At 70.2% G+C, this 18,975-nt stretch carries 13 protein-coding genes; 6 read left to right on the forward strand and 7 right to left on the reverse strand.

Annotation, left to right across the window (positions count from 1 at the left end; all coding sequences use genetic code 11):
* Positions 1-42 precede the first annotated feature (42 nt).
* The 4 genes from DN771_RS17565 to DN771_RS17580 form a co-directional block, all read right to left on the reverse strand.
* The gene (locus DN771_RS17565) at positions 43-4,863 is read right to left on the reverse strand and encodes a DNA repair ATPase (RefSeq protein ID WP_116998859.1); all 4,821 of its coding nucleotides are present in this window, start codon (positions 4,861-4,863) and stop codon (positions 43-45) included.
* A gap of 15 nt (positions 4,864-4,878) precedes the next feature.
* Entirely contained in the window at positions 4,879-6,906 is a 2,028-nt protein-coding gene (locus DN771_RS17570) for a flotillin family protein (RefSeq protein ID WP_116998860.1), read from the reverse strand.
* A 100-nt stretch (positions 6,907-7,006) separates the two neighbouring features.
* Positions 7,007-7,627 (reverse strand): hypothetical protein, encoded by a 621-nt coding sequence (locus DN771_RS17575; protein ID WP_116998861.1) that lies wholly within the window; start codon positions 7,625-7,627, stop codon positions 7,007-7,009.
* 125 nt (positions 7,628-7,752) lie between these two features.
* Entirely contained in the window at positions 7,753-9,063 is a 1,311-nt protein-coding gene (locus DN771_RS17580) for a glycine--tRNA ligase (protein WP_116998862.1), read from the reverse strand.
* Positions 9,064-9,193: 130 nt separating this feature from the next.
* Between DN771_RS17580 and DN771_RS17585 the strand changes: the two genes are divergently transcribed.
* Both DN771_RS17585 and DN771_RS17590 read left to right on the forward strand, forming a co-directional pair.
* Positions 9,194-9,559, forward strand: coding sequence for a type IV toxin-antitoxin system AbiEi family antitoxin domain-containing protein (locus DN771_RS17585; RefSeq protein WP_191912153.1), 366 nt, complete (start codon positions 9,194-9,196; stop codon positions 9,557-9,559).
* Positions 9,546-10,145: a hypothetical protein gene (locus DN771_RS17590; protein WP_116998864.1), complete on the forward strand. Its 600-nt coding sequence runs from the start codon at positions 9,546-9,548 to the stop codon at positions 10,143-10,145. Before DN771_RS17585 ends, DN771_RS17590 begins: the two co-directional genes overlap by 14 nt.
* A 44-nt stretch (positions 10,146-10,189) precedes the next feature.
* On the opposite strand, the gene recO is transcribed toward DN771_RS17590, so the two are convergent.
* Together recO and DN771_RS17600 are read right to left on the reverse strand one after the other, a co-directional pair.
* Complete coding sequence (gene recO / locus DN771_RS17595; RefSeq protein WP_116998865.1) at positions 10,190-10,942, reverse strand: DNA repair protein RecO; 753 nt, start codon at positions 10,940-10,942, stop codon at positions 10,190-10,192.
* The gene (locus DN771_RS17600) at positions 10,939-11,460 is read right to left on the reverse strand and encodes an undecaprenyl diphosphate synthase family protein (RefSeq protein WP_162942073.1); all 522 of its coding nucleotides are present in this window, start codon (positions 11,458-11,460) and stop codon (positions 10,939-10,941) included. Before DN771_RS17600 ends, recO begins: the two co-directional genes overlap by 4 nt.
* A 34-nt stretch (positions 11,461-11,494) precedes the next feature.
* Between DN771_RS17600 and uppS the strand changes: the two genes are divergently transcribed.
* From uppS to DN771_RS17615, 3 genes are read left to right on the forward strand one after another with little or no spacing between them, the layout of a single operon-like run.
* Positions 11,495-12,175, forward strand: coding sequence for a polyprenyl diphosphate synthase (gene uppS / locus DN771_RS17605; RefSeq protein WP_162942074.1), 681 nt, complete (start codon positions 11,495-11,497; stop codon positions 12,173-12,175).
* On the forward strand, positions 12,172-14,070 hold the full coding sequence (locus tag DN771_RS17610) for an ATP-dependent DNA helicase (RefSeq protein WP_116998868.1): 1,899 nt from the start codon (positions 12,172-12,174) through the stop codon (positions 14,068-14,070). The genes uppS and DN771_RS17610 overlap by 4 nt, the downstream gene beginning before the upstream one ends.
* 58 nt (positions 14,071-14,128) lie before the next feature.
* Positions 14,129-15,244 carry a hypothetical protein gene (locus DN771_RS17615; RefSeq protein ID WP_162942075.1) on the forward strand — a complete coding sequence of 372 codons (1,116 nt, stop codon included), beginning with the start codon at positions 14,129-14,131 and terminating at the stop codon, positions 15,242-15,244.
* 18 nt (positions 15,245-15,262) lie between these two features.
* Here the strand turns inward: DN771_RS17615 and DN771_RS17620 are convergent, their stop codons facing one another.
* The gene (locus DN771_RS17620; RefSeq protein ID WP_116998870.1) at positions 15,263-17,497 is read right to left on the reverse strand and encodes a thiamine pyrophosphate-dependent enzyme; all 2,235 of its coding nucleotides are present in this window, start codon (positions 17,495-17,497) and stop codon (positions 15,263-15,265) included.
* A 96-nt stretch (positions 17,498-17,593) separates the two neighbouring features.
* On the opposite strand from DN771_RS17620, the gene DN771_RS17625 reads away from it, so the two are divergent.
* Positions 17,594-18,934 (forward strand): aminotransferase class III-fold pyridoxal phosphate-dependent enzyme, encoded by a 1,341-nt coding sequence (locus tag DN771_RS17625; RefSeq protein ID WP_116998934.1) that lies wholly within the window; start codon positions 17,594-17,596, stop codon positions 18,932-18,934.
* Positions 18,935-18,975 lie beyond the last annotated feature (41 nt).

An 18,975-nucleotide genomic window follows, 5' to 3' on the forward strand; every position in this document is an offset into this window, starting at 1 on the left:
GCCGGGGGTAACAGATGGTGCCTGGCACCATCTGTTACCCCGTCACGGGCGGAGCTTCTGCTCGATGTTGCGCAGGGCGCTGGCGATCGCCGCCAACGGGTCGCCGGCGATGTTGGCCTCGCCCCAGCGCAGACGCATCTGATCGATCTCGGCCAGTTCCGCGGGGCCTGCGCTCCCGGTCACCTCGGCGAGTTTGGCGAGATTCCATGCGGACGCCGCCGCCAGCGTCTGACTCTCGCCCCGATAGTGATCGGCGACGAGCGTGTCGACCTCTTCAGCGGTCATCGCCGGGACCACCCGCTGCGCGATGCGCGCCATGTTGCGGTACGAGCCCTGGAGGAGGAATGCCGGTTCACCGCGCAGATGGTCGTCGACAGAGGCCGACGCGATGTAGGCGGCATTGACCTTCAGCAACACGTCGCGGATACGCACCATGTGCCCGAGCGTCTTGGTGATCGCCGTCAGCTCGCCCGCCGGATACGACCGGCTGAGCGCGTCGCTGCGAACCGGCTCACCGTCGGCGACCCGCAGCAGGGTCGTGAGATCGCCCCGATCGGCCGTCAGCAACGGCGCGACCACCTCGTTCACTCCGCACGAGTTCTCGATGTAGCTCTGCGCGAACGCGTCGCCCGCCCCACTCGCCACGTCGCCGAGGTTGTGCACGTCGGCACGGTTGGCGAGCATGTCGGGGATCCGGAACGTCGCGCCCGCCGACGTGTACGGGTTGCCGGCCATCACCATCACGAAACGGCGACCCGACAACGAGAACGTCTGGGCCTGACCGTCGAGGACGCCTTCGATGCGCCGGGTTGCATCACACAGCGGGATGAACTTCTGCAACAGCTCGGGCGACGTGTGCTGGATGTCGTCGAGACAACAGATGACGTTGTTGCCCATGGCGAACGCCCGGTTGAGCTTGGTGAGCTCCTCCGCGGACGCGGCGTCGGGCGCGGCCCGCGGATCGAGCGACGTGACGCCCGTGCCGAGCGCCGGCCCGTTGACCTTCACCATGGCGAAGCCCATCAGGTCGGCCAGGTACTCGATGAGCGTCGTCTTGCCGTAGCCGGGCGGTGAGATCAGCATCAGCAGGCCCTGGGCGGCGCCGTTGAGGCCGAGCTGACGGGCGAAGTTGTCGCCGATCAACGGCAGGTAGACCTCGTCGATGAGCCGGTTGCGCACGAACGAGGTGAGCACCTTCGGCCGCAACCGATCGATCTCGAGGCGGGCTCGTTCGGCGGCGAGGACGCGCTGCCGGACCTCGGCGAAGCGCCGGAATCGGGTCACACCTTCGCGGCGATAGCGGAGGTAGTCGGTGTGGGCCCGACCGACGTCGACCGTGAGCACCCCGCCCGAGATCATCGGATGCGTGCTCAGCAACCCGGAGATCGACACCTCGGCGGCCACCCCCGCCACGACGGTGACCATCGGATCGTGGAGCAGCCACGCCGCCTCCGCCGCCACCGAGGCCGGGGCCTGCGGTGCGTGGTCACGCACCCAGCGGACGACGTCGCCGAAGGCGACCGCGGCGGGATCGATGGATCGCGGTTCGGCCCACGCCCGGAAGCGTTCGGCGACCTGGCCGCCGGTGGCTGACACTTCGCCCGATGTTGCGTGGTCGACCAGGGCGTCGACCGCGGCCACCACGTCGAACCGCTCGTCGAGGCCGGCCTCGGCAGCGACCGCATGGAGCTCGGGCCCGTACCGGGTCACCATCGCTCCCAGGGCGTGCCCGCCTTGTTGGTCGGTGACCTCGGCCTGCAAGGCCGCCACGGTCCGGAACCGGCGCAACAGATCGTCACGGACGGTCGGCTTCTGGTCGCGCAGCCAGACGGCGCCGACGGCCCGCTCCACACCGTGGACGGTGAGCGCCGGATGGCCCCACCACGGAGCCAGGGCGGTCAGGATCGTCGCCGCGTCGGCATCGTGGACGCCCGGCTCGTACCCGTCCTCGATGCGGCTGGCGGCGAACGCCGCGATCTGCTCGGCAGGGACCCCGGCGGCGTGCGCCTCAAAGGCAAGGAACAGCGCCCGTGGCAGTCCCGGCGGCTCCGACGGATAGATCTGCCCCGCCAGGTCGGCGAACTCGGCCAGCTCGGGGTGGTCGAGGGGCAGCGACAGCTCGGTTCCCGTGAGGCGCGTGCGGAATCGCCCGTCGTCAGTGGTGTCGAGGCGCAGTTCGAAGGATTCGGTGTTGAGACCGAACCGCCAGCGCCCGACCTTGACCGTCCCCTCCTCGAAGAGCTCGGCGTGGTCGACGACGGCTCGGCGCGCTTGATCGCGAGCGCGATTGAGGGCGACGTCCAGCTCCGAGGCGCGGCCGGACTCCCCCATCGCTCGCAGCTCGTCCATGAGCGACCGGACCTTGGCGACCAACGGATCGGCGGCGAAGAAGCCTTCGACCGCCGCCTTGTCCGACTGGGCCGACGCGCGGTGGACCACCGTGTCGAGCACCCGCTCGGCGGACGCCACGAGGCGGTCGATGTGGCGGGTGCGCTCGCCGGCGAGCTGATCGCGTCGCTGGGTGAACGCCGTCACCAACTCGTCCCGCTTGGTGGCGACCGCGGCGGCGAACGTGTCGACGTCGCCGAAGGACAGCTCGGTCGTCTCCAACTCGGCCAGCAGCGAGGTCAACGCGGCGTCACATGCGTCGGCGTCGCCGGCGGCCGTCAACGACGCCTGCGCCCGCTGCGACAACACGGCCATCGCCGCCTGGAACGCCGCAGCCCCCTCCGCGGCGCGCAGTTCGGCGGCACGGGCATCGAGCGTCGCCCGGACCCCGTTGCGCCGGGCCAGTACGTCGGAGAGCCGGGTGAGGACGCCGGTCTTCACCGTCGTGTCCTCCACCGCCAGCCCGCCGACCACCTCGGTGAGCAGCACCACGCGTTCGCCGATCCCGTCGACGACGGCCGCTTGCTCGGTCACCTGCACTGCGGTCGTCGCCTCGGCGCCGAGTCGCTCGGCCTCGTCGAGCTCGGCTCCCAGCCCGGTCAGCGCGTCGTCGCTGCCGAGGAAGTCGATCGCCCGGGCAGCGAGTCGATCGTGCACCTCCTGGGCCCGCTGCCGGGCGGCTGCCACGGCCTCGAGGTCCATTTCGCGCACCTCGGTCAGCTCGGCGAGCTGGCCGAGCACGCCGCGGGCATCGGCCAGACGCTCGATGTAGGTCGTCGTGTCCCGCAGGTCGAGCTCGGCGTCGGCCGACAGGTCGTCGACGACGCGCACGGCGGCCGCCAGCGTGGCCGCCGCGTCCTTCTTGGCCGCGACCACGGCGGCGAACTCGTCGAGCACGTCGCCGGCGGTGCGGCGGAGGTCGGCGAGCAGACCGCCGATCCCGTTCGCCTCGGGAGCGTTCACCCACGGGTGGGTGTCGACCAGCGTCGTGGCCCGAGCCACGAACGCTTCGAAGACCGCGGCGTTGAAGTCGGGCATCGCCGCGTCGCGGGCGAGTGAGAGGGTCTCACCGAGGACGCCCACCAGCTCGGCGTTGCCGATCCGCCCGAAGAAGCTGTCGCCGGCCACGTTCGGCGCGTAGTGCTCGACGTCGCAGAACGGGCTCGTGTACACGCTGATCGCGTGCACGCGCTGCGGGTCGGGCGTCTCGCGGATCGTGACGAGCATGCCGTCGTCGAAGACGGCGTAGCCGTGGCTGGCAATCGGCGACGACATCGTCCGGGCGACGACGTTGTACGCGCACAGCAGGTACTCGCCGCTCGACCGCCGGTGGTACGTGTAGAGAATGTCCTCGCCGTTCGGGCTGCGAACGAGGTCGTGGAACTCGTAGCCCGACGCGTCGGTGGCGAAGACCTTTGTCTCGCCGTTCTGCAGGTGATAGCCGCCGGGGAAGACGACGCCCTGACCCTCGGGCAGCTGGCGGCAGTTGCGGCCGATGGCATCGGCACGCGTCACGTTGCGCGTCAGCCGGTTGAAGACGTAGTAGCGCGCCGCGTCCTCGCGATACGGCGAGATCCGCACCAGGATGACGTCGCCGAGCACGGCGTAGGCGACCGCCAGCTCGTCCAGCTCCTGTTCCTCGGCCAGGCCCTCGGAGTGGATCGTCCGACCGCCGGCGACCACGTCGTCGATCCGGAACTCCACCGTGTGGCCACCGGTCGCCGCACGCGATGGCGCCAACCCGACGTAGAGCGCGCCACCGATCTCGTAGTGCCTCCAGCGGCCCTCGTTGATCTGCTCCCGACTGGCCTCGGTCCACATGAAGTCGAAGGCGTCGGCGACGACGAGATCGTTGTCGCCGTACGCATCGATGTAGCGAGGAACGTCGTTCTCCACCTGCCAGCGCAACACCCGGACGTCGGCTGCCCCCGATCCGACGGCGAACACCATGAGGAGCCGGTCGTTGCGCAGCTGAAGCCCGGCGAGGCGAGCTTCGCTGTAGTACGTGAACAGCTCACCGACGTCGCGGGTGAACGTCGGGTCGTCGAGGAACCAGGCCGGGTCGTCGGGTCCGATCGGCGTGAACGCCCAGTCCGAATCCCCGTCATGGGTCACCCGGAAGAGCGAGAAGGCGTCGGCGACCGAGCGGGTCCGGCCCAGCGCGGCGCCGGCGTCGAATCCGAACAGGAGGAGGTCGCCGACGCTCACGATGTCGTGGGGGATGCTCGGCTGCTCGGTACGGAGCCGCTCCTGCTCGGCCAGCGTCAGGGGCACCGGGGCGAACACCTCGGCCCGCTGCGCGTTGAGCCGCTCGGACGCCTCGCGCAGCTGATCGGCCACGCCGCGCAGGCGATCGCGCAGGAGTTGATAGGTGCTGGTGGCCAGCGTGTCGGGCGGACCGGCCGCAGCTGCTGCAGCCGACCCGCCAGCGTCGCTCGGCGGCGCGGGCGGTGGGGCCACCCCGTCGGTGCTCATCGCAGGGCCTTCGCGTTACTTCGAGAGCGAGTTGAGCGTGATGCTGTCGAGGCCCTTGTCCTTCAGGGATCCGACGAGCTCGTCGAGCAACGCGCCGTCGGCGCCGCCGATCTTCCCGGCGAGGGTGTGCAGGAAGTTGGCCAACGACAGGTTGGCGAGGCCTCCCGACCCACCGATCGCACTGGCGAGCGTGGCGATCAGGTCGCTGTCGCCGTTGAGGTACGGAGCCGCGATCGCCTGCGTCGCTGCGCTGGCCTCGGTGAAGCTGCCGACCGCCTTACCCGACGCCGTGGCGCCGAGGATGCGGTCGACGAAGAGGTCGGTGCCACCGACGATGTCGATGTCGGCCGCCTGGAGCGCCGCGCCCAACGCCTGAGCCGACGCGATCTGCGCCTCCTTCTGGGCGTCGATCGACGCCGTGCGTACCTGCACGTCAGCGTCGATGTGACGCACCGCGAGGTCGTACTCCTTGCCGACGCCCTCGAGCTCCTTCATCGCCGCCGCCTTCTCGGTGAGACCAGCGGCCTCTCCCGCGAGGCGAGCCTGCAGCGCGGCGCCGTCGGCCTCGCCGGCGAGGCGGGCGACATTGGCCGCCGTCTCGCCCCTCTGCAGATCGGCATCGGCCATCGCCTGGATCACGCGGGCCTCGGCGAGACCCTTCTGCTCGATCGCCGCGGCGTTGGCCTTCTCGACCTCGACCTGGGCGAGCCCCTCGGCTGCGGCCTCGGCCCGGATGCCGTCGGCGAGGCGGATCTTGCCCGCCGCCTCCATCTCGGCCGCCTGGCGCTCGGCCTCGGCGAGGGTCAGCCGTTCCTTGCTCATGTGCAGGCTGGCCTGGGCCTTGGCATCGGCTTCCTTGATCGTCTTGATGAGCTCGCTCTCGGCGGCCGCTCCGGCGGCGATGACCTCGGCGTCCCGCAGACGATTGGCCTCCTCCACCACGCGGAGCGTCTTCACGCTCTCCTCCTGCTCGGCGACCGTCTTCTCCACGGCGATGCGGGCCTTGGCGAGCTCGGCGACCCGCGCCTTCTCGGCCTCGAGGTCCTTGCTCGCGCTCAGCGTCTCGATCTCGCGGGCGACGATCTCGAGCTGACGCGCCTTCTCCACCTTCTCGGCCTCGGCGGCGAGCACGCGTTCGCGAGCCTTCGACGCGACCTGGACCTCGCGCTGGACGTTCTCGTTCTGCACGCCGACCTGCTCGTCGCTCTTGAGCCGGGCTTGCTCGGCCTTCAGCCGCTCCTCGGCCTCGACCTGGCGGGTGAGGCTCTCCTCGCGTGCCTTACTGGTGGCCACCTCGCGCTGGGCCCGATACTCGGCAGCCTTCTCCTGGCGGTCCATCTCGAAGACGGCTTGCTGTGTCTCGACGTCCTTGGCCTTGATCTGCTTCTCGGCCTCACGACGGAATGCATTGGCCTGGATCGACTCGCGGCTCGTGATGTCGGTGATCTTCTTGATGCCCTCGGCGTCGAGCACGTTGTTCGGGTCGAGGCGCTCCATCGGGGTCTGCTCGAGGTACTCGATGGCGACGTCGTCGAGCATGTAGCCGTTGAGGTCGTCACCGATCACGTCGATGACACCGGTCCGGAACTGCTCACGCAGCTCGTACAGCTCGACGAAGTCCATGCGCTTACCGGCGGTCTTGAGGGCCTCGGCGAACTTGGCGCTGAACAGCTCGACGAGCTTGCGGGGGTCGGAGGCGCTCTCGCAGCCGACGAGCTGCGCCACCTTCTTGACGTCCTCCGCCGTCGGGTTGACCCGCACGTAGAAGCTCACCCGGATGTCGGCGCGGATGTTGTCCTTGCAGATCAATCCTTCCATGCCCATCTTCTCGACCTCGACGACCTTGACGCCGATGTCCATGAACTCGCCCTTGTGGACGACCGGGATGATGATCCCGCCGGTGAATGTGACGTCGATGCTCCTGGCCTTGGAGATGATCAGGGCCTGGCCCTGCTGCACCTTTCGGTACAGCCGGGTCACCGTGTAGGCGGTGACGAAGGCGAGGAACGCCAGCACCACCACGATGATGAGGACGATGATCATGGGATAGCTCTCCGTGTTGTTCGGGGTACGGGGATCGGGGGCGGTGGCTCACCGCGACACCGATCAGACGTGGCGTCGTGGGGTTCGGTTCGCCGGTCGGTCAGGTGCCGGGAACGAACTCCTCGTCGATCTCGGCGATGAGGTAGCGGTTGGCGGCGTCGTCGTAGTCGACGATGAGGGCGTGGTCCCCTCGCTGGAACGGTCCGCCGGAGGCTGCCCGCACGGCGATCAGGCTGCCGCGCAATCCGCCGTTGACGATCTCGGCCTGGCCCCCGGCGGCGACGGTCACGGTGCGGATCTTGCAGATGCTGCCCACGGCGTCACGGCGGCTCGGCGCCGCCTCTGTGTGGAACAGACGGCGCAGCGGCTTGGCCGCCTGGCGCACGACGACGAGGCCGACGGCGACGGCGACGGCGATGACGAGCAGGGCGATGCCCACGCCGAGGCGAGGTGAGTCGTCGTCAGCGACGATCGCTTGCAGCACGAGCGACGACGCCCACATGGCAAAGGCGAGGATCGTGACCGCCAGTGGGATCGGGACCGGCCCGCTGCCGAGGACCCGCCCGATCTGGTCGCCGATGCCGTCGCCGTCACCACCGCCGTCACCGGAGTCGGTACCGAAGTCGGCGGCGCTGAACAGCAGCGACATCACCCACCAGGCGACGCAGAACACGAGCAGGACGGTGAAGACCGCCGTCGGGAATGAAGTCAGGTACTGCAAGGCCCGGACTTCCTATCATCGCCACCCACCGCAGAGACTCCAATTCCCGTCTTGGAACACGACCGTTACAGGACGGACCCTAGTGGACTGTCGCCGGTCGGCCGGCCGGGATCGGCGGGCCGGCGTCAGAAGCCGAGGCGGTCGCCGACCTCGCTGACGAGGTTGGCGATGGGGACCCGGACCTGTTCGGTGGTGTCGCGGTCGCGGATGGTGACGGCCTTGTCCTCGAGGCTGTCGAAGTCGACCGTGACGCACAACGGCGTGCCGATCTCGTCCTGGCGGCGGTAGCGGCGACCGATGGCCTGGGTCTCGTCGTAGTCGACCATGTAGCGCTCGGCGAGCGCCTTGCGCACCTCGTGGGCGAGCGGCGTGAGCGTGTCCTTCTTCGACAGCGGCAGCACGGCCACCGAGTACGGGGCGAGGCGAGGATGGAACCGCATGACAGTGCGCTCCTCGCCGCCGACCTCGTCGACGTCGTAGGCCGCCAGCATGAACGCCGCCATGGTGCGCGTGGCACCGGCCGCCGGCTCGACGACGTACGGCGTGTAGCGCTCGTTGGTCTGCGGATCGAAGTAGTCGAGCTTCTCCCCCGACGCCGCGCTGTGCGCCTTCAGGTCGTAGTCGGTGCGCTGGGCGATGCCCTCGAGCTCGTCGAAGCCCCACGGGAACAGGAACTCGACGTCGGAGGTACCGGCCGAGTAGTGCGAGAGCTCGTCGGGGCCGTGCGGGCGCAGCTGCAGCTGCTCGCGGGGGATGCCGTGGCGGACGTACCAGTCGAGGCGCTCTGCGCACCAGTACTCGTACCAGCGTGGACCGTCGGCCGGCGGCACGAAGAACTGCATCTCCATCTGCTCGAACTCCCGCGTGCGGAAGATCCAGTTCTGCGGCGTGATCTCGTTACGGAACGACTTGCCGACCTGGGCGATGCCGAACGGCGGCTTCTTGCGGCTGGTCTGCAGCACGTTGGAGAAGTTGACGAACATGCCCTGCGCCGTCTCGGGACGGAGGTAGGCGACGGCCGCCGAGTCCTCGATCGGCCCGGCGAACGTCTTGAACATCAAGTTGAACTGGCGGGCCTCGGTGAACGTGCCGTGCTTGCCGCAGTTGGGGCAGGTGTCGGGATCCTCGAGCTTGTCGAGGCGGTAGCGCTGCTTGCAGTTGGTGCAGTCGACCAGCGGATCGGTGAAGTTGGCGAGGTGGCCGCTGGCTTCCCAGATGGCCGGCGGTCCGAGGATCGCCGCGTCGATGAGCACGACGTCGTCGCGCTCTTGCACCATGGCCCGGATCCACGCGTTCTTGACGTTGCGCAGGAGCAGCGAGCCGAGCGGGCCGTAGTCGTAGGTGCTGCGGAAGCCGCCGTAGATCTCGGCCGACGGGAACACGAACCCGCGCCGTTTCGAGAGGTTGACGATCTGGTCCAACTCGGTCGCAGCCATAGCCCCACCAGGCTACGGGCCGTCCACCCCCAACTTCTTGTACTGATCTCTTCTCACCGGTGAGGAGAGATCAGTACAGGAAGTTTCCCTTTCCGGATCGCGGTGCTGGTGACGCTCTGGGTGGGTGATGATGGGACACCCGGAAGCACTCGAGTTGTTCGGCCGTCAGTACGGCGTGGCGGCCACCCGCCAGCTGCGCGACCTCGGGATCTCCCAGGCCGCGATCTCCCGGGCGATCGACCAGCGGGTGCTCCTGCGCGAGACCACCTCGGTCGTCCGCTTGGCGGGCTACCCCTTCGGCTTCGAGGCTCGGGCGATGACGGCCTGCCTGCAGTGCGGGCCACGGTCGTTCCTCGCCGGGTCGACGGCAGCAGCGATCCACGGCATGCGGTACATGTCCAAGGGGCGGATCTACGTGGCCGTCCTCAACCGCTGCCAGGTGTCGCCGCCGCCCCTGGCTGCGGATCTCACGGACGACGTGGATGCTCGCCGGTGACATCGTCACCCACCCCTCGGGGATGCGGCTGATGTCGCCGCTGCGCACCTTGCACCACCTCGCGGGGATCCTGTCGGCCGAACGCTTCGAACGTGCTGCCGAAGACGCCTGGCACCTCGGGCTCGTCGTCCCGCCGGATGCGGCCGACTACCTGGCCCGGATGCGCCGGCAGGGCCGCTCGGGCGTGAGCGGACTCGATGCCTGGCTGGAGCGGACCAGCGTGCGGCCGCGCCCGTCGCAGTCGGGGCTCGAGATGGATGCTCTCGAGGCCATCCGACGCGTCGGCCTGCCAGAGCCTCAGCGCCAGCACCAGGTCCTGCTGAGGAGCGGCGAGCCCCGCCATCTCGATCTCGCGTGGCCGGACATCCGGTACGGGGTGGAGCCGGGCCATTCGTGGTGGCACGGCGGCGACCTCGGACAACGGCGGAGCCAATCCCGCCAGCGTGACTTCGAAGAGGTCGGCTGGCAGGTCACCTACTTCGATGAGTCGATGAGTGCCGACATCCCTGGCGCAGGTCGACAGATCAGGCAGATCTACCTCGCCCGCCGAGCACTCTTCGACCACAAATCCGAGTTCTTGTACTGATCTCTTCTCACCGGTGATGAGAGATCAGTACAGGAACTCGGCGGTCAGCGTTCGAACATGGCGACGGTGCGGAGGCGGCGTTCGATGTGGTGCTCGACGGCTCGGGTGGCCAGGACGCCGACCTCGTGGGTCGCCGGCGACTCCGGCGCCGCCAGCGCCTCGTTGAGGCGGCCGCCGAGGATGTCTCGCAGCAGTGCAAGGGCGGCGGCGCTGATGGGCCCGCCCGAGCGGCACGAGCGGCACAGCACCCCGCCCTCGTTGACGTCGAAGGCCACAAGCTCGATGCCGTGGTCCTCGGTCTCGCCGCAGCGGATGCAGGCGTCGAGCTCGGGGCGGAAGCCCTCCGCCGCCAGCGCCTTCCAGTAGAACGCCGGCACCACGAGCGCCCCGGCCCGCCCCGAGCCGATGGTCCGCAGCACGCCGACCACCATGCGGTAGAGCTGGGGGTTGGGCTCGCGGTCCAGCGCCAACTGATCGGTCGCCTCGAGCACGGCGATGCCCTGCGACGCCCGGTCGAGCGAGCCGAGCATCGGGGCCAGCGGCTCCACCGACTCGGCCTGGCTGACGATGTCGAGGGCATCGGGACTGTTCGAGCGGCTGCGGTACATCAGCACCCGGACGTGGCTCATCGGCTCGAGGCGGGCGCCGAACTTCGACATCGTCTTGCGCACGCCCTTGGCGACCGCTCGGACCTTGCCGTGATCCTCGGTGAGCAGCACGACGATGCGGTCGGCCTCACCGAGCTTGTAGGTGCGCAGCACCACCCCCGTGTCGCGATAGAGGTTGGAGCCGCTCACGACGGGCTCAGGCCGCCGAAGCGGCGGTCTCGCCGGGCGAACGCCCGCAGGGCCTCGTCGAGCAGAGCACGGTCGAGCGACTCGAAAGGCCTCGCCGAGTAGACCAGCTCACCGTAGGCCAGCTCCCACACCAGCGAGGGCGGCAGATGGTCGGCCGGGCCGAGGATCACGATGAGGTCGGGTTCGCCGACCGCCGGTTCGTACAACGCCTCGGCAACGCGCTTCTCGTCGACCTCGCCACCACCGGGGATGCGGGCCACCGCCGAGGCGAAGGCCACCCGACCGTCCGCGGTGGAGTCGACGATGGCCACCAGATCGTGGCCGACCTCCCGGGTCCAGCGGGTGCCCGGTCCACCCGACGGGGCACCGTAGGGGCGCATCGTGAGCCAGCGACCACCGGCCTCGGCGACGCCGCGACCGAGCTCGTCGATCAGATCGTCCCAGCGAGCGGGCGTCATCGCCTCCCAGTCGCCCTCATCGCCGCCGACGATCATCACGTGGTCGAGCGACGTACCCATCGCCTTCATTCTCACACGCGTATCCTCGATTCCGGTGAGCATTCACGTGGGTTGCATCATGGACGGCAACGGCCGCTGGGCGGAACGTCGTGGTGAGCCGCGTACGGCTGGGCACACCGAGGGCGAGGAGAACCTCGCCAGGCTGGTGCGGGTGGCGGTGAAACGCGACATCGGCTGGCTCACCGTGTTCGGCTTCTCGACCGAGAACTGGGTGCGGCCCCGATCGGAGGTGCGCCACATCGTCGGGCTGCACAAGAAGCTGTTCGGCCGCGTCGCCGAGCTCAACGAGCTCAACGTCCGCGTCCAGTGGATCGGCCGGCCGTTCGATTCGAAGTCTGCCCGCACCCCCGCCCTCGTGCAGCGGGCGATCCGCAAGGCGATCGCCGACACCCGTCGCAACACCGGGATGCTGCTCACCGTGGCCTTCGACTACGGCGCCAAGGCCGAACTGGTCGACGCCGTCAATCACCTGCGGGCCGAAGGTCGGTCGATCACGCCGGACCACATCTCCGAGTCGCTCTACCTCCCGGAACTTCCGCCGGTCGACGTGCTGGTGCGCACGAGCGGCGAGGGCCGGCTCTCCAACTTCCTGCTCTGGCAGTCGACGGGCTCCCCCGTGTACTTCACCGACAAGACCTGGCCCGAGTTCGACGAGGCCGAGCTCGACGCGGCGCTGGCGCTGGTTCCCGCGCACGGGACCGCGCCCACGCGGTGACCAGCGCCTTCGACGTCGTCACCGCGGCCCTTCCCGGGGCCGAGGACCGGCCGGGCCAGCGTGAGATGGCGTCGCTGGTGGCTTCGGCGATCGCCGACGGCCGCCACCTCATCGTGCAGGCCGGCACCGGCACGGGCAAGACGCTGGCCTATCTCGTCCCGGCGATCGAGGCCGGCCGGCGCGTCGTGGTGGCCACAGCCACCAAGGCGCTCCAGGACCAGCTCGGGGCCAAGGATCTGCCGTTCCTCACCGAGGCCCTGCCGGGCGACTTCGAGTTCGCCGTGCTCAAGGGCCGCAGCAACTACGTCTGCCTCCAGCGGATCCGCGAGCTGAGCGCCGTCGACGATGCCGCCCAGACACAGCTCGAGCTGGGCGACATGTCGCAGCGGGCCCGAGCTGAACTGAAGCGGATCACGGCGTGGATGGCCACCACCGACACCGGCGACCTCGCCGATCTGCCCTTCGCCCCGAGCGAGGCCACGACGCGGGCGATCACCGTCGGCAGCGACGAGTGCCCCGGCCGGGACCGCTGCCCGCTCGGGGAGTCGTGCTACGCCGAGGGCGCCCGGCGGCGCGCCCAGGCCGCCGACGTGGTCGTCGTCAACACCTATCTCTACGGTCTCGATGTCGCCAGCGAAGGAGCGATCCTCCCCGAGCACGACGTGGTGGTGTTCGACGAGGCCCACGGCCTCGAGGACATCATGAGCGACACGGTCGGTGTGCAGATCGCACCGGGGCGCTTCGTCACGGTCGGGGCGGCCGTCCGCCGGATCCTCGCCGATCCGGCGATCGTCGCCGGCGTGCTCGACATCAGCGACAAGCTGCGCTCCGCCATCGCACCGTACGCCGGACAGCGGCTCCGCCTGCCGTACCCGGTCGAGATCAACGAGGTGCTGGTCGATGCCCGTGGCCGCCTCGACGCCGCCCACAAGGCGGTCACGGCGATCACCCCGGCCACGGACGACGCCAAGCAGCAGCGCCTCCGCGCCCAGCTGATGCTCGGACGTTCGATCGAGGGCATCGACATCGCCCTCGGCACCGCCGAGTCCGCTGCGGTCCCGGCACGGGATCAGTTCGTCGACTTCGTCTCCGGCACCGCCGAACACCCGCGCCTCGAGCTGGCGCCGCTCGACGTCGGCCCGGCGCTGCGTGACGGGGTGTGGAACCAGCGCACAGCGATCCTCACCAGCGCAACGATCCCGACGGGGCTCGCCGTCCGAGTCGGCCTCCCGCCCGGATCGGTGGACGAAGCCGACGTCGGGAGCCCCTTCGACTACCCGGCCCACGGCCTCCTGTACTGCCCGGTGACGATGCCCGACCCGCGCGACGCAAGGTATCGCGACGCAGTGCACGAAGAGCTCGCCGCGCTCATCACGGCGGCCGGCGGGAGGACGCTCGCCCTGTTCACCAGCTGGAAGGCGATGGACGCCGCGGCCCAGGCGCTGAAGGATCGGGTGGACGTGCCGATCCTCACCCAGCGCGACCTCCCGAAGCCGGCGCTGGTGAAGGCGTTCGCCGCCGACGAGGCCACGTGCCTGTTCGCCACGGCGGGGTTCTTCCAGGGTGTCGACGTTCCCGGCTCCACACTCATCCAGGTGGTGATCGACCGCCTCCCGTTCCCCCGCCCCGACGATCCGCTGCTGTCGGCGCGGCGCGAGCTGCTGGGTCCGGCGGCGTTCTCCCAGATCGACATCCCCAGGGCATCGATGATGCTCGCCCAGGCTGCCGGCCGGCTGATCCGCACGGCGACCGATCGTGGCGTGGTCGCCGTCCTCGACCGCCGCCTGGGCACGGCCCGCTACCGCTGGGACATCGTCAACGCCCTGCCGCCCATGCGCAGGACCCGTCACCGGGCCGACGTCGAGGCGTTCCTCCGCGAGATCACCGGCGACTGACGTCACCGCGCAGCAAAGAACTTCACGTCGGGGCTCGACGTCCTAGCTTGCCGTGGTCATGAAACGCGTACTCTCCCTCGCCGCCGCCCTCCCCGCTGTCCTCGTCGCGCCGACGTTGGTGAGCGCCTCGGCGCCCACCGTCCCGTCCGCCGGCTCCGTGTTCGCCGCCAAGCTCGACCAGCTGCCGGCGTCGTTCCTCGCCAACGACAGCGTCATGCTCACCTACGTCGACATGAGTCTGGCGTGGGAGCGACTCGGCGTCGGGACCGACCCCGCCGAGCGCCTCGACGCCCTCGGACGTACCGGCGACATCGAGACGTTCACGCAACCGGGCGAGATGTTCGGCGCGTGGGCAGCCCAAGTCGACGACGCTCGCGCCGAGGTCGGGTTCTCGATGTTCGAGATCGATCGCGAGGCAGCCCTTGTGGCGCCCCCGTACCGCGTGATCGTGGCCGACACGACCGTTCCGGCAACCGCCATCGCCGACGCCGTGACGACCGACCCGCTGTGGTCGGCGGACCTCAACGCCGTCGAGTCCGAGACGGGCCCGTACTGGACCTGGGGCGACGACCCGATGGCCCAGGACATCAGTCGCCGTTCGCCGATGCGCCAGCTCGGCCAGGGCGGCGCCCTGGCCGTGGTCGGCGACGCGCCCGCGACCGCCGTACGCACCCTCACCGCCGAGGACGCCGAAGCCACGATCCGCGCGATCGGAGGCACGGACCCCTCGGTCGCCGACGAAGGGCCCTTCGCTCCCGTGGTCGAGGTCGTCGGGGATGCCGATGTCGTTCAGGCGCTCGGCTCCACCGCGATGGCGACCTACATGCCGCCGCTGTCGGGGGACGCGGATGACGTCGCCGAGGCGGTCGAGTCGGCGACCCGGTTCCTGCCGTACGCGTCGTCGACCGTCGTCGAAACGCTCGTGGACGGCGAGTACCACACGTCGATCGTCGTGGTGCACTTCGATGCGGCGAGCGCCACCGCGAACGCCGACATCGCCGCCACCTGGCTGGCCGAGGGCACCGACGCGATGACTCAGAGGCCGATCGCCGACGTGTTCCCTGACGCGACGATCACGACGGACGGCACGGTGCTGGTCGTCGAGCTCGGCTCGGCGACTCCGTACGCTCACGCCGTGCGAATGCTGACCGCCGGGGCTCTCTTCCCGGTCTGAGGCCGGTTCGGCGCCGGATCAGCTGCGGCTGATCCGGCGCACGGCGTCGGCGATGTCGTCCTCCGACACCAGCACGAGGTTGGCGGCATCGCCGAGCGGCACGAACGAGTCGTGCGCGGCCACCCGCGTCAGCGGACCGCGATAGCCCCGCTCCACCAGCCCGCTCACGATCGCCTCGCCCACGCCACCCTGGTGTCGGGTCTCGTCGACGACGACGACCCGGCCGACCGCATCGGCGTGGGCGAGGACGTCGTCGATGGGCATCGGGACGAGCCAGCGCAGGTCGTACACGCGACACCCGATGCCCTCCCGCTGCAGCCGTTCCGCCGCCCGTAGCGACAGGTGGAGCCCGTTGGCCCACGTGACGATCAGCACCTCGGCGCCCGGCGCGTCGCGGGCGACCCGACCGGCGCCGATCGCCACGTGCCCCGACTCCCAACCGTCGGGGGCGGTGGGCGGTGAGATCCAACCGCTGTCGCCGGCGGCGTGCAGGTCGCGCGTGTGGTAGAGGGCGATCGGCTCGAGGAACACCGACACGGTTCCGTCGGCCCGCGCGGCGGCAGCACACGTCCGGAGCATCGCCGAGGCGTCGGCACCCGTGGCCGGCGAAGCGACGACCACGCCTGGCAGATCACGCAAGCCGCCCAGCGAGTTGTCGTTGTGGAAGTGCCCGCCGAAGCCCTTCTGGTAGGCGTAGCCGGCGATGCGGACGACCATCCCGTTCGTGTACTGGCCGCGCGAGAAGAACGACAGCGTGGCCGCCTCGCCGCGCAGCTGGTCGATGGCGTTGTGGACGTACGCCAGGTACTGGATCTCGGGGATCGGGAGCAATCCCGAGACGGCGGCGCCGAGCGCCAGACCGAGGATCGTCTGCTCGTCGAGCAGCGTGTCGAAGACCCGATCGGGTCCGGCTACCCGTTGCAGCCCGCGTGTCACGCCGTACACACCGCCCTTCACGCCGACGTCCTCGCCGAACACGAGCGTGCCGCGGTCGGCGGCGAGCAGCTCACCGAGCGTGCGGTTGATCGACTCAGCGAGCGTCAGCCCGTCGGCTGGGGCGGCACCGCCCCCCGTGGCCACGGCCAGCGACGCGACCCGAGCGCGGACCGCGTCAGGGCGGCGCGGCGCCAGCGGCGCCATCACCTCGGCCGCACTGGAGAGGCGTTCGACGCCGACGAGCGACTCGGCGTGGGCCCTGACCACCGCTCGGGACGCGAGGGCGCGGTCGACCATCTCGCCCGCGCTGGCCAGACCGGCGCCGACCAAGGCGCGGGCGGTGGCCACGATCGGGTCGGCCGCGAGGTCGGCGCGGATCTCGGTGGCCGAGCGATACGAGGACTCGACGTCGGTGCCGGCATGGCCGCCGAACCGTACGCAACGCATGTGGAGGACGGCCGGGCGCCCCGTGGACCTCACGTAGTCGGCGAGATCCTCGGCGGTGTCGAAGAGGGCGACCGGATCGCAGCTGTCGGCGAACTCGTAGCGCAGCCCGGCCCGCGATCGCAACGACGCGCCCACCCAACCGTCGGGGCTGGGAACGCTGATGCCGAGCCCGTTGTCCTCGCAGACGAACAGGAGCGGCAGTGGGCTGCCACGATGGCTGAAGTAGCCGGCGGCGTTGAGTGCGCCCTGCGTGGTGGAGTGGTTGAGCGAGGCGTCGCCGAACGTGCACACGGCGACGGCGTCGGCCTCCCACTCGTGCGACACTCGGCCCGCCGGCGAGCCGTCACGACGTTCGCGTCCGATGGCGTAGGCCACCCCGACGGCGCGCGGGAGGTGCGAGGCGATGGTGGACGTCTGCGGGATGACGGCCAGGTCATGGTGGCCGAACACCTTGTGACGGCCCCCGGCGATGGGCTCGTCGGCGGCAGCGAGGAGCCCGCGCAAGATGTCGTCGACGCCGTCGTGGCCCGGGACCTGCTGGGACCGGGCCAGATAGAACCCACCCGAGCGGTAGTGCAACAGGGCCGGGTCGTCAGGTCGCAGGGCGGCAGCCACCAGCGCGTTGCCCTCGTGGCCCGACGACCCGATCGTGTAGAAGCCGAGTCCTCGGCCGCGGAGCCAACGCGCTGCGTGGTCGAGGTTGCGGCTGGCGAGCTGGGCGTCGAGGAGCACGTCGAGACGGCGTCCGGTGAGGTCGGAGCCCGGCGCCAACGGCCGATCGGGGTCGCCGCCGCCGGAACCGGCGTCGAGCCCGGCCAGGGCGTCGAGCAGCGGCAGTTCGGCGTCCACCAGATCGTCGGGTCGCGTCATCGGCACGAGGGGCATCCTGCCAGCAACCGACGGCCCAGCAACCGACGTCATGGAACAGATGTTACAGTGACCCGACAGTCTGGAACGGAGGCACTCATGACGATCACCGACCGCGTACCGACGCCGGCCATCGACCCCGCTGCCGAGCTCACGGCCGACTCCCCCGCGCCCGCGCTGCGCACCGAGCTGCCCGGGCCGATCGCGGCCGAGATCATCGCCCGCGACGACGCTGTCACGAGTCCGTCGCTCACCCGCCTCTACCCGCTGGTCGCCAAGCGCGGCCGCGGACTCGTCATCGAGGACGTCGACGGCAACCGCTTCTTGGACTTCAACGCCGGCATCGCCGTCGTCGCCGCCGGGCACGGCCACCCCGAGGTCAACGCCGCCATCCACGCTCAGGTCGACGACATCCTGCACTACTGCTCGAGCGACTTCTACCTCCCGTCGTATGCCGACCTGTCGGTCAAGCTCGCCGAGATCGCCCCGATGTCGGGCCCCACCAAGTCGTTCCTGTGCAACTCGGGCACCGAGGCCGTCGAGGCCGCCCTGAAGCTCGCCCGCCATCGCACCGGCCGGCCCAACGTCATCGCCTTCCTCGGGGGCTTCCATGGACGCTCGCTCGGCAGCCTGTCGCTCACCGCCAGCAAGGTCCGCCAGCGCGCCGGCTTCGGGATCACCGTGCCCGGCAGCTTCCACGCTCCCTACTGGGATCCGTACAACCCCGATGCCCTCACCGGCGCCGACTACATCGAGCAGGTGCTGTTCACCAAGCTCACCGACGCGTCCGACGTGGCGGCGATCTTCGTCGAGGCGGTGCAGGGCGAGGGCGGCTACATCGTCCCGCCGGCCGAGTGGCTCACCGAGCTCCGTGAGCTCTGCGACCGCCACGGCATCGTCCTCGTCGTCGACGAGGTGCAGTCGGGCATCGGCCGCACGGGCACCATGTGGGCCTGCCGCCCGGCCGACGGCCCCGGCATCGAACCCGACATCATGTGCATCGGCAAGGGCCTCGCCAGCGGCCTACCGCTGGCCGGCATCATCGCCAAGGCCGAGCTGATGGACTGGGAGCCGGGTGGCCACGGCTCGACGTTCGGCGGCAACCCCGTCGCCTGCGCCGCGGCCGTCGCCACCATCGACCTCGTCGAGCGCGAGCTCGCCGACAACGCCCGCACCGTCGGCGCCCACCTCCTCGCTGCGCTCGAGTCGCTCGCCGCCGAGCAGCCCAAGATCACCCAGGTCCGCGGCCGCGGTCTGATGATCGGCATCGACCTGCCCGACCACGACGCCGCCGAGGCGCTCCAGGAGGCGGCGTTCCGGCGCGGTCTGCTCACGCTCACCTGCGGCGAGCGCACGCTGCGCCTCGCTCCCCCGCTCGTCGTCACGATCGACCAGGCCGACACGGCCGTCGCCATCATCCGCGACGCGCTGAACGACTGACGCGGTAACAGATGGTGCCTGGCACCATCTGTTACCGCCAG

It is taken from the genome of Desertimonas flava, assembly GCF_003426815.1.
Lineage (GTDB): Bacteria > Actinomycetota > Acidimicrobiia > Acidimicrobiales > Ilumatobacteraceae > Desertimonas > Desertimonas flava.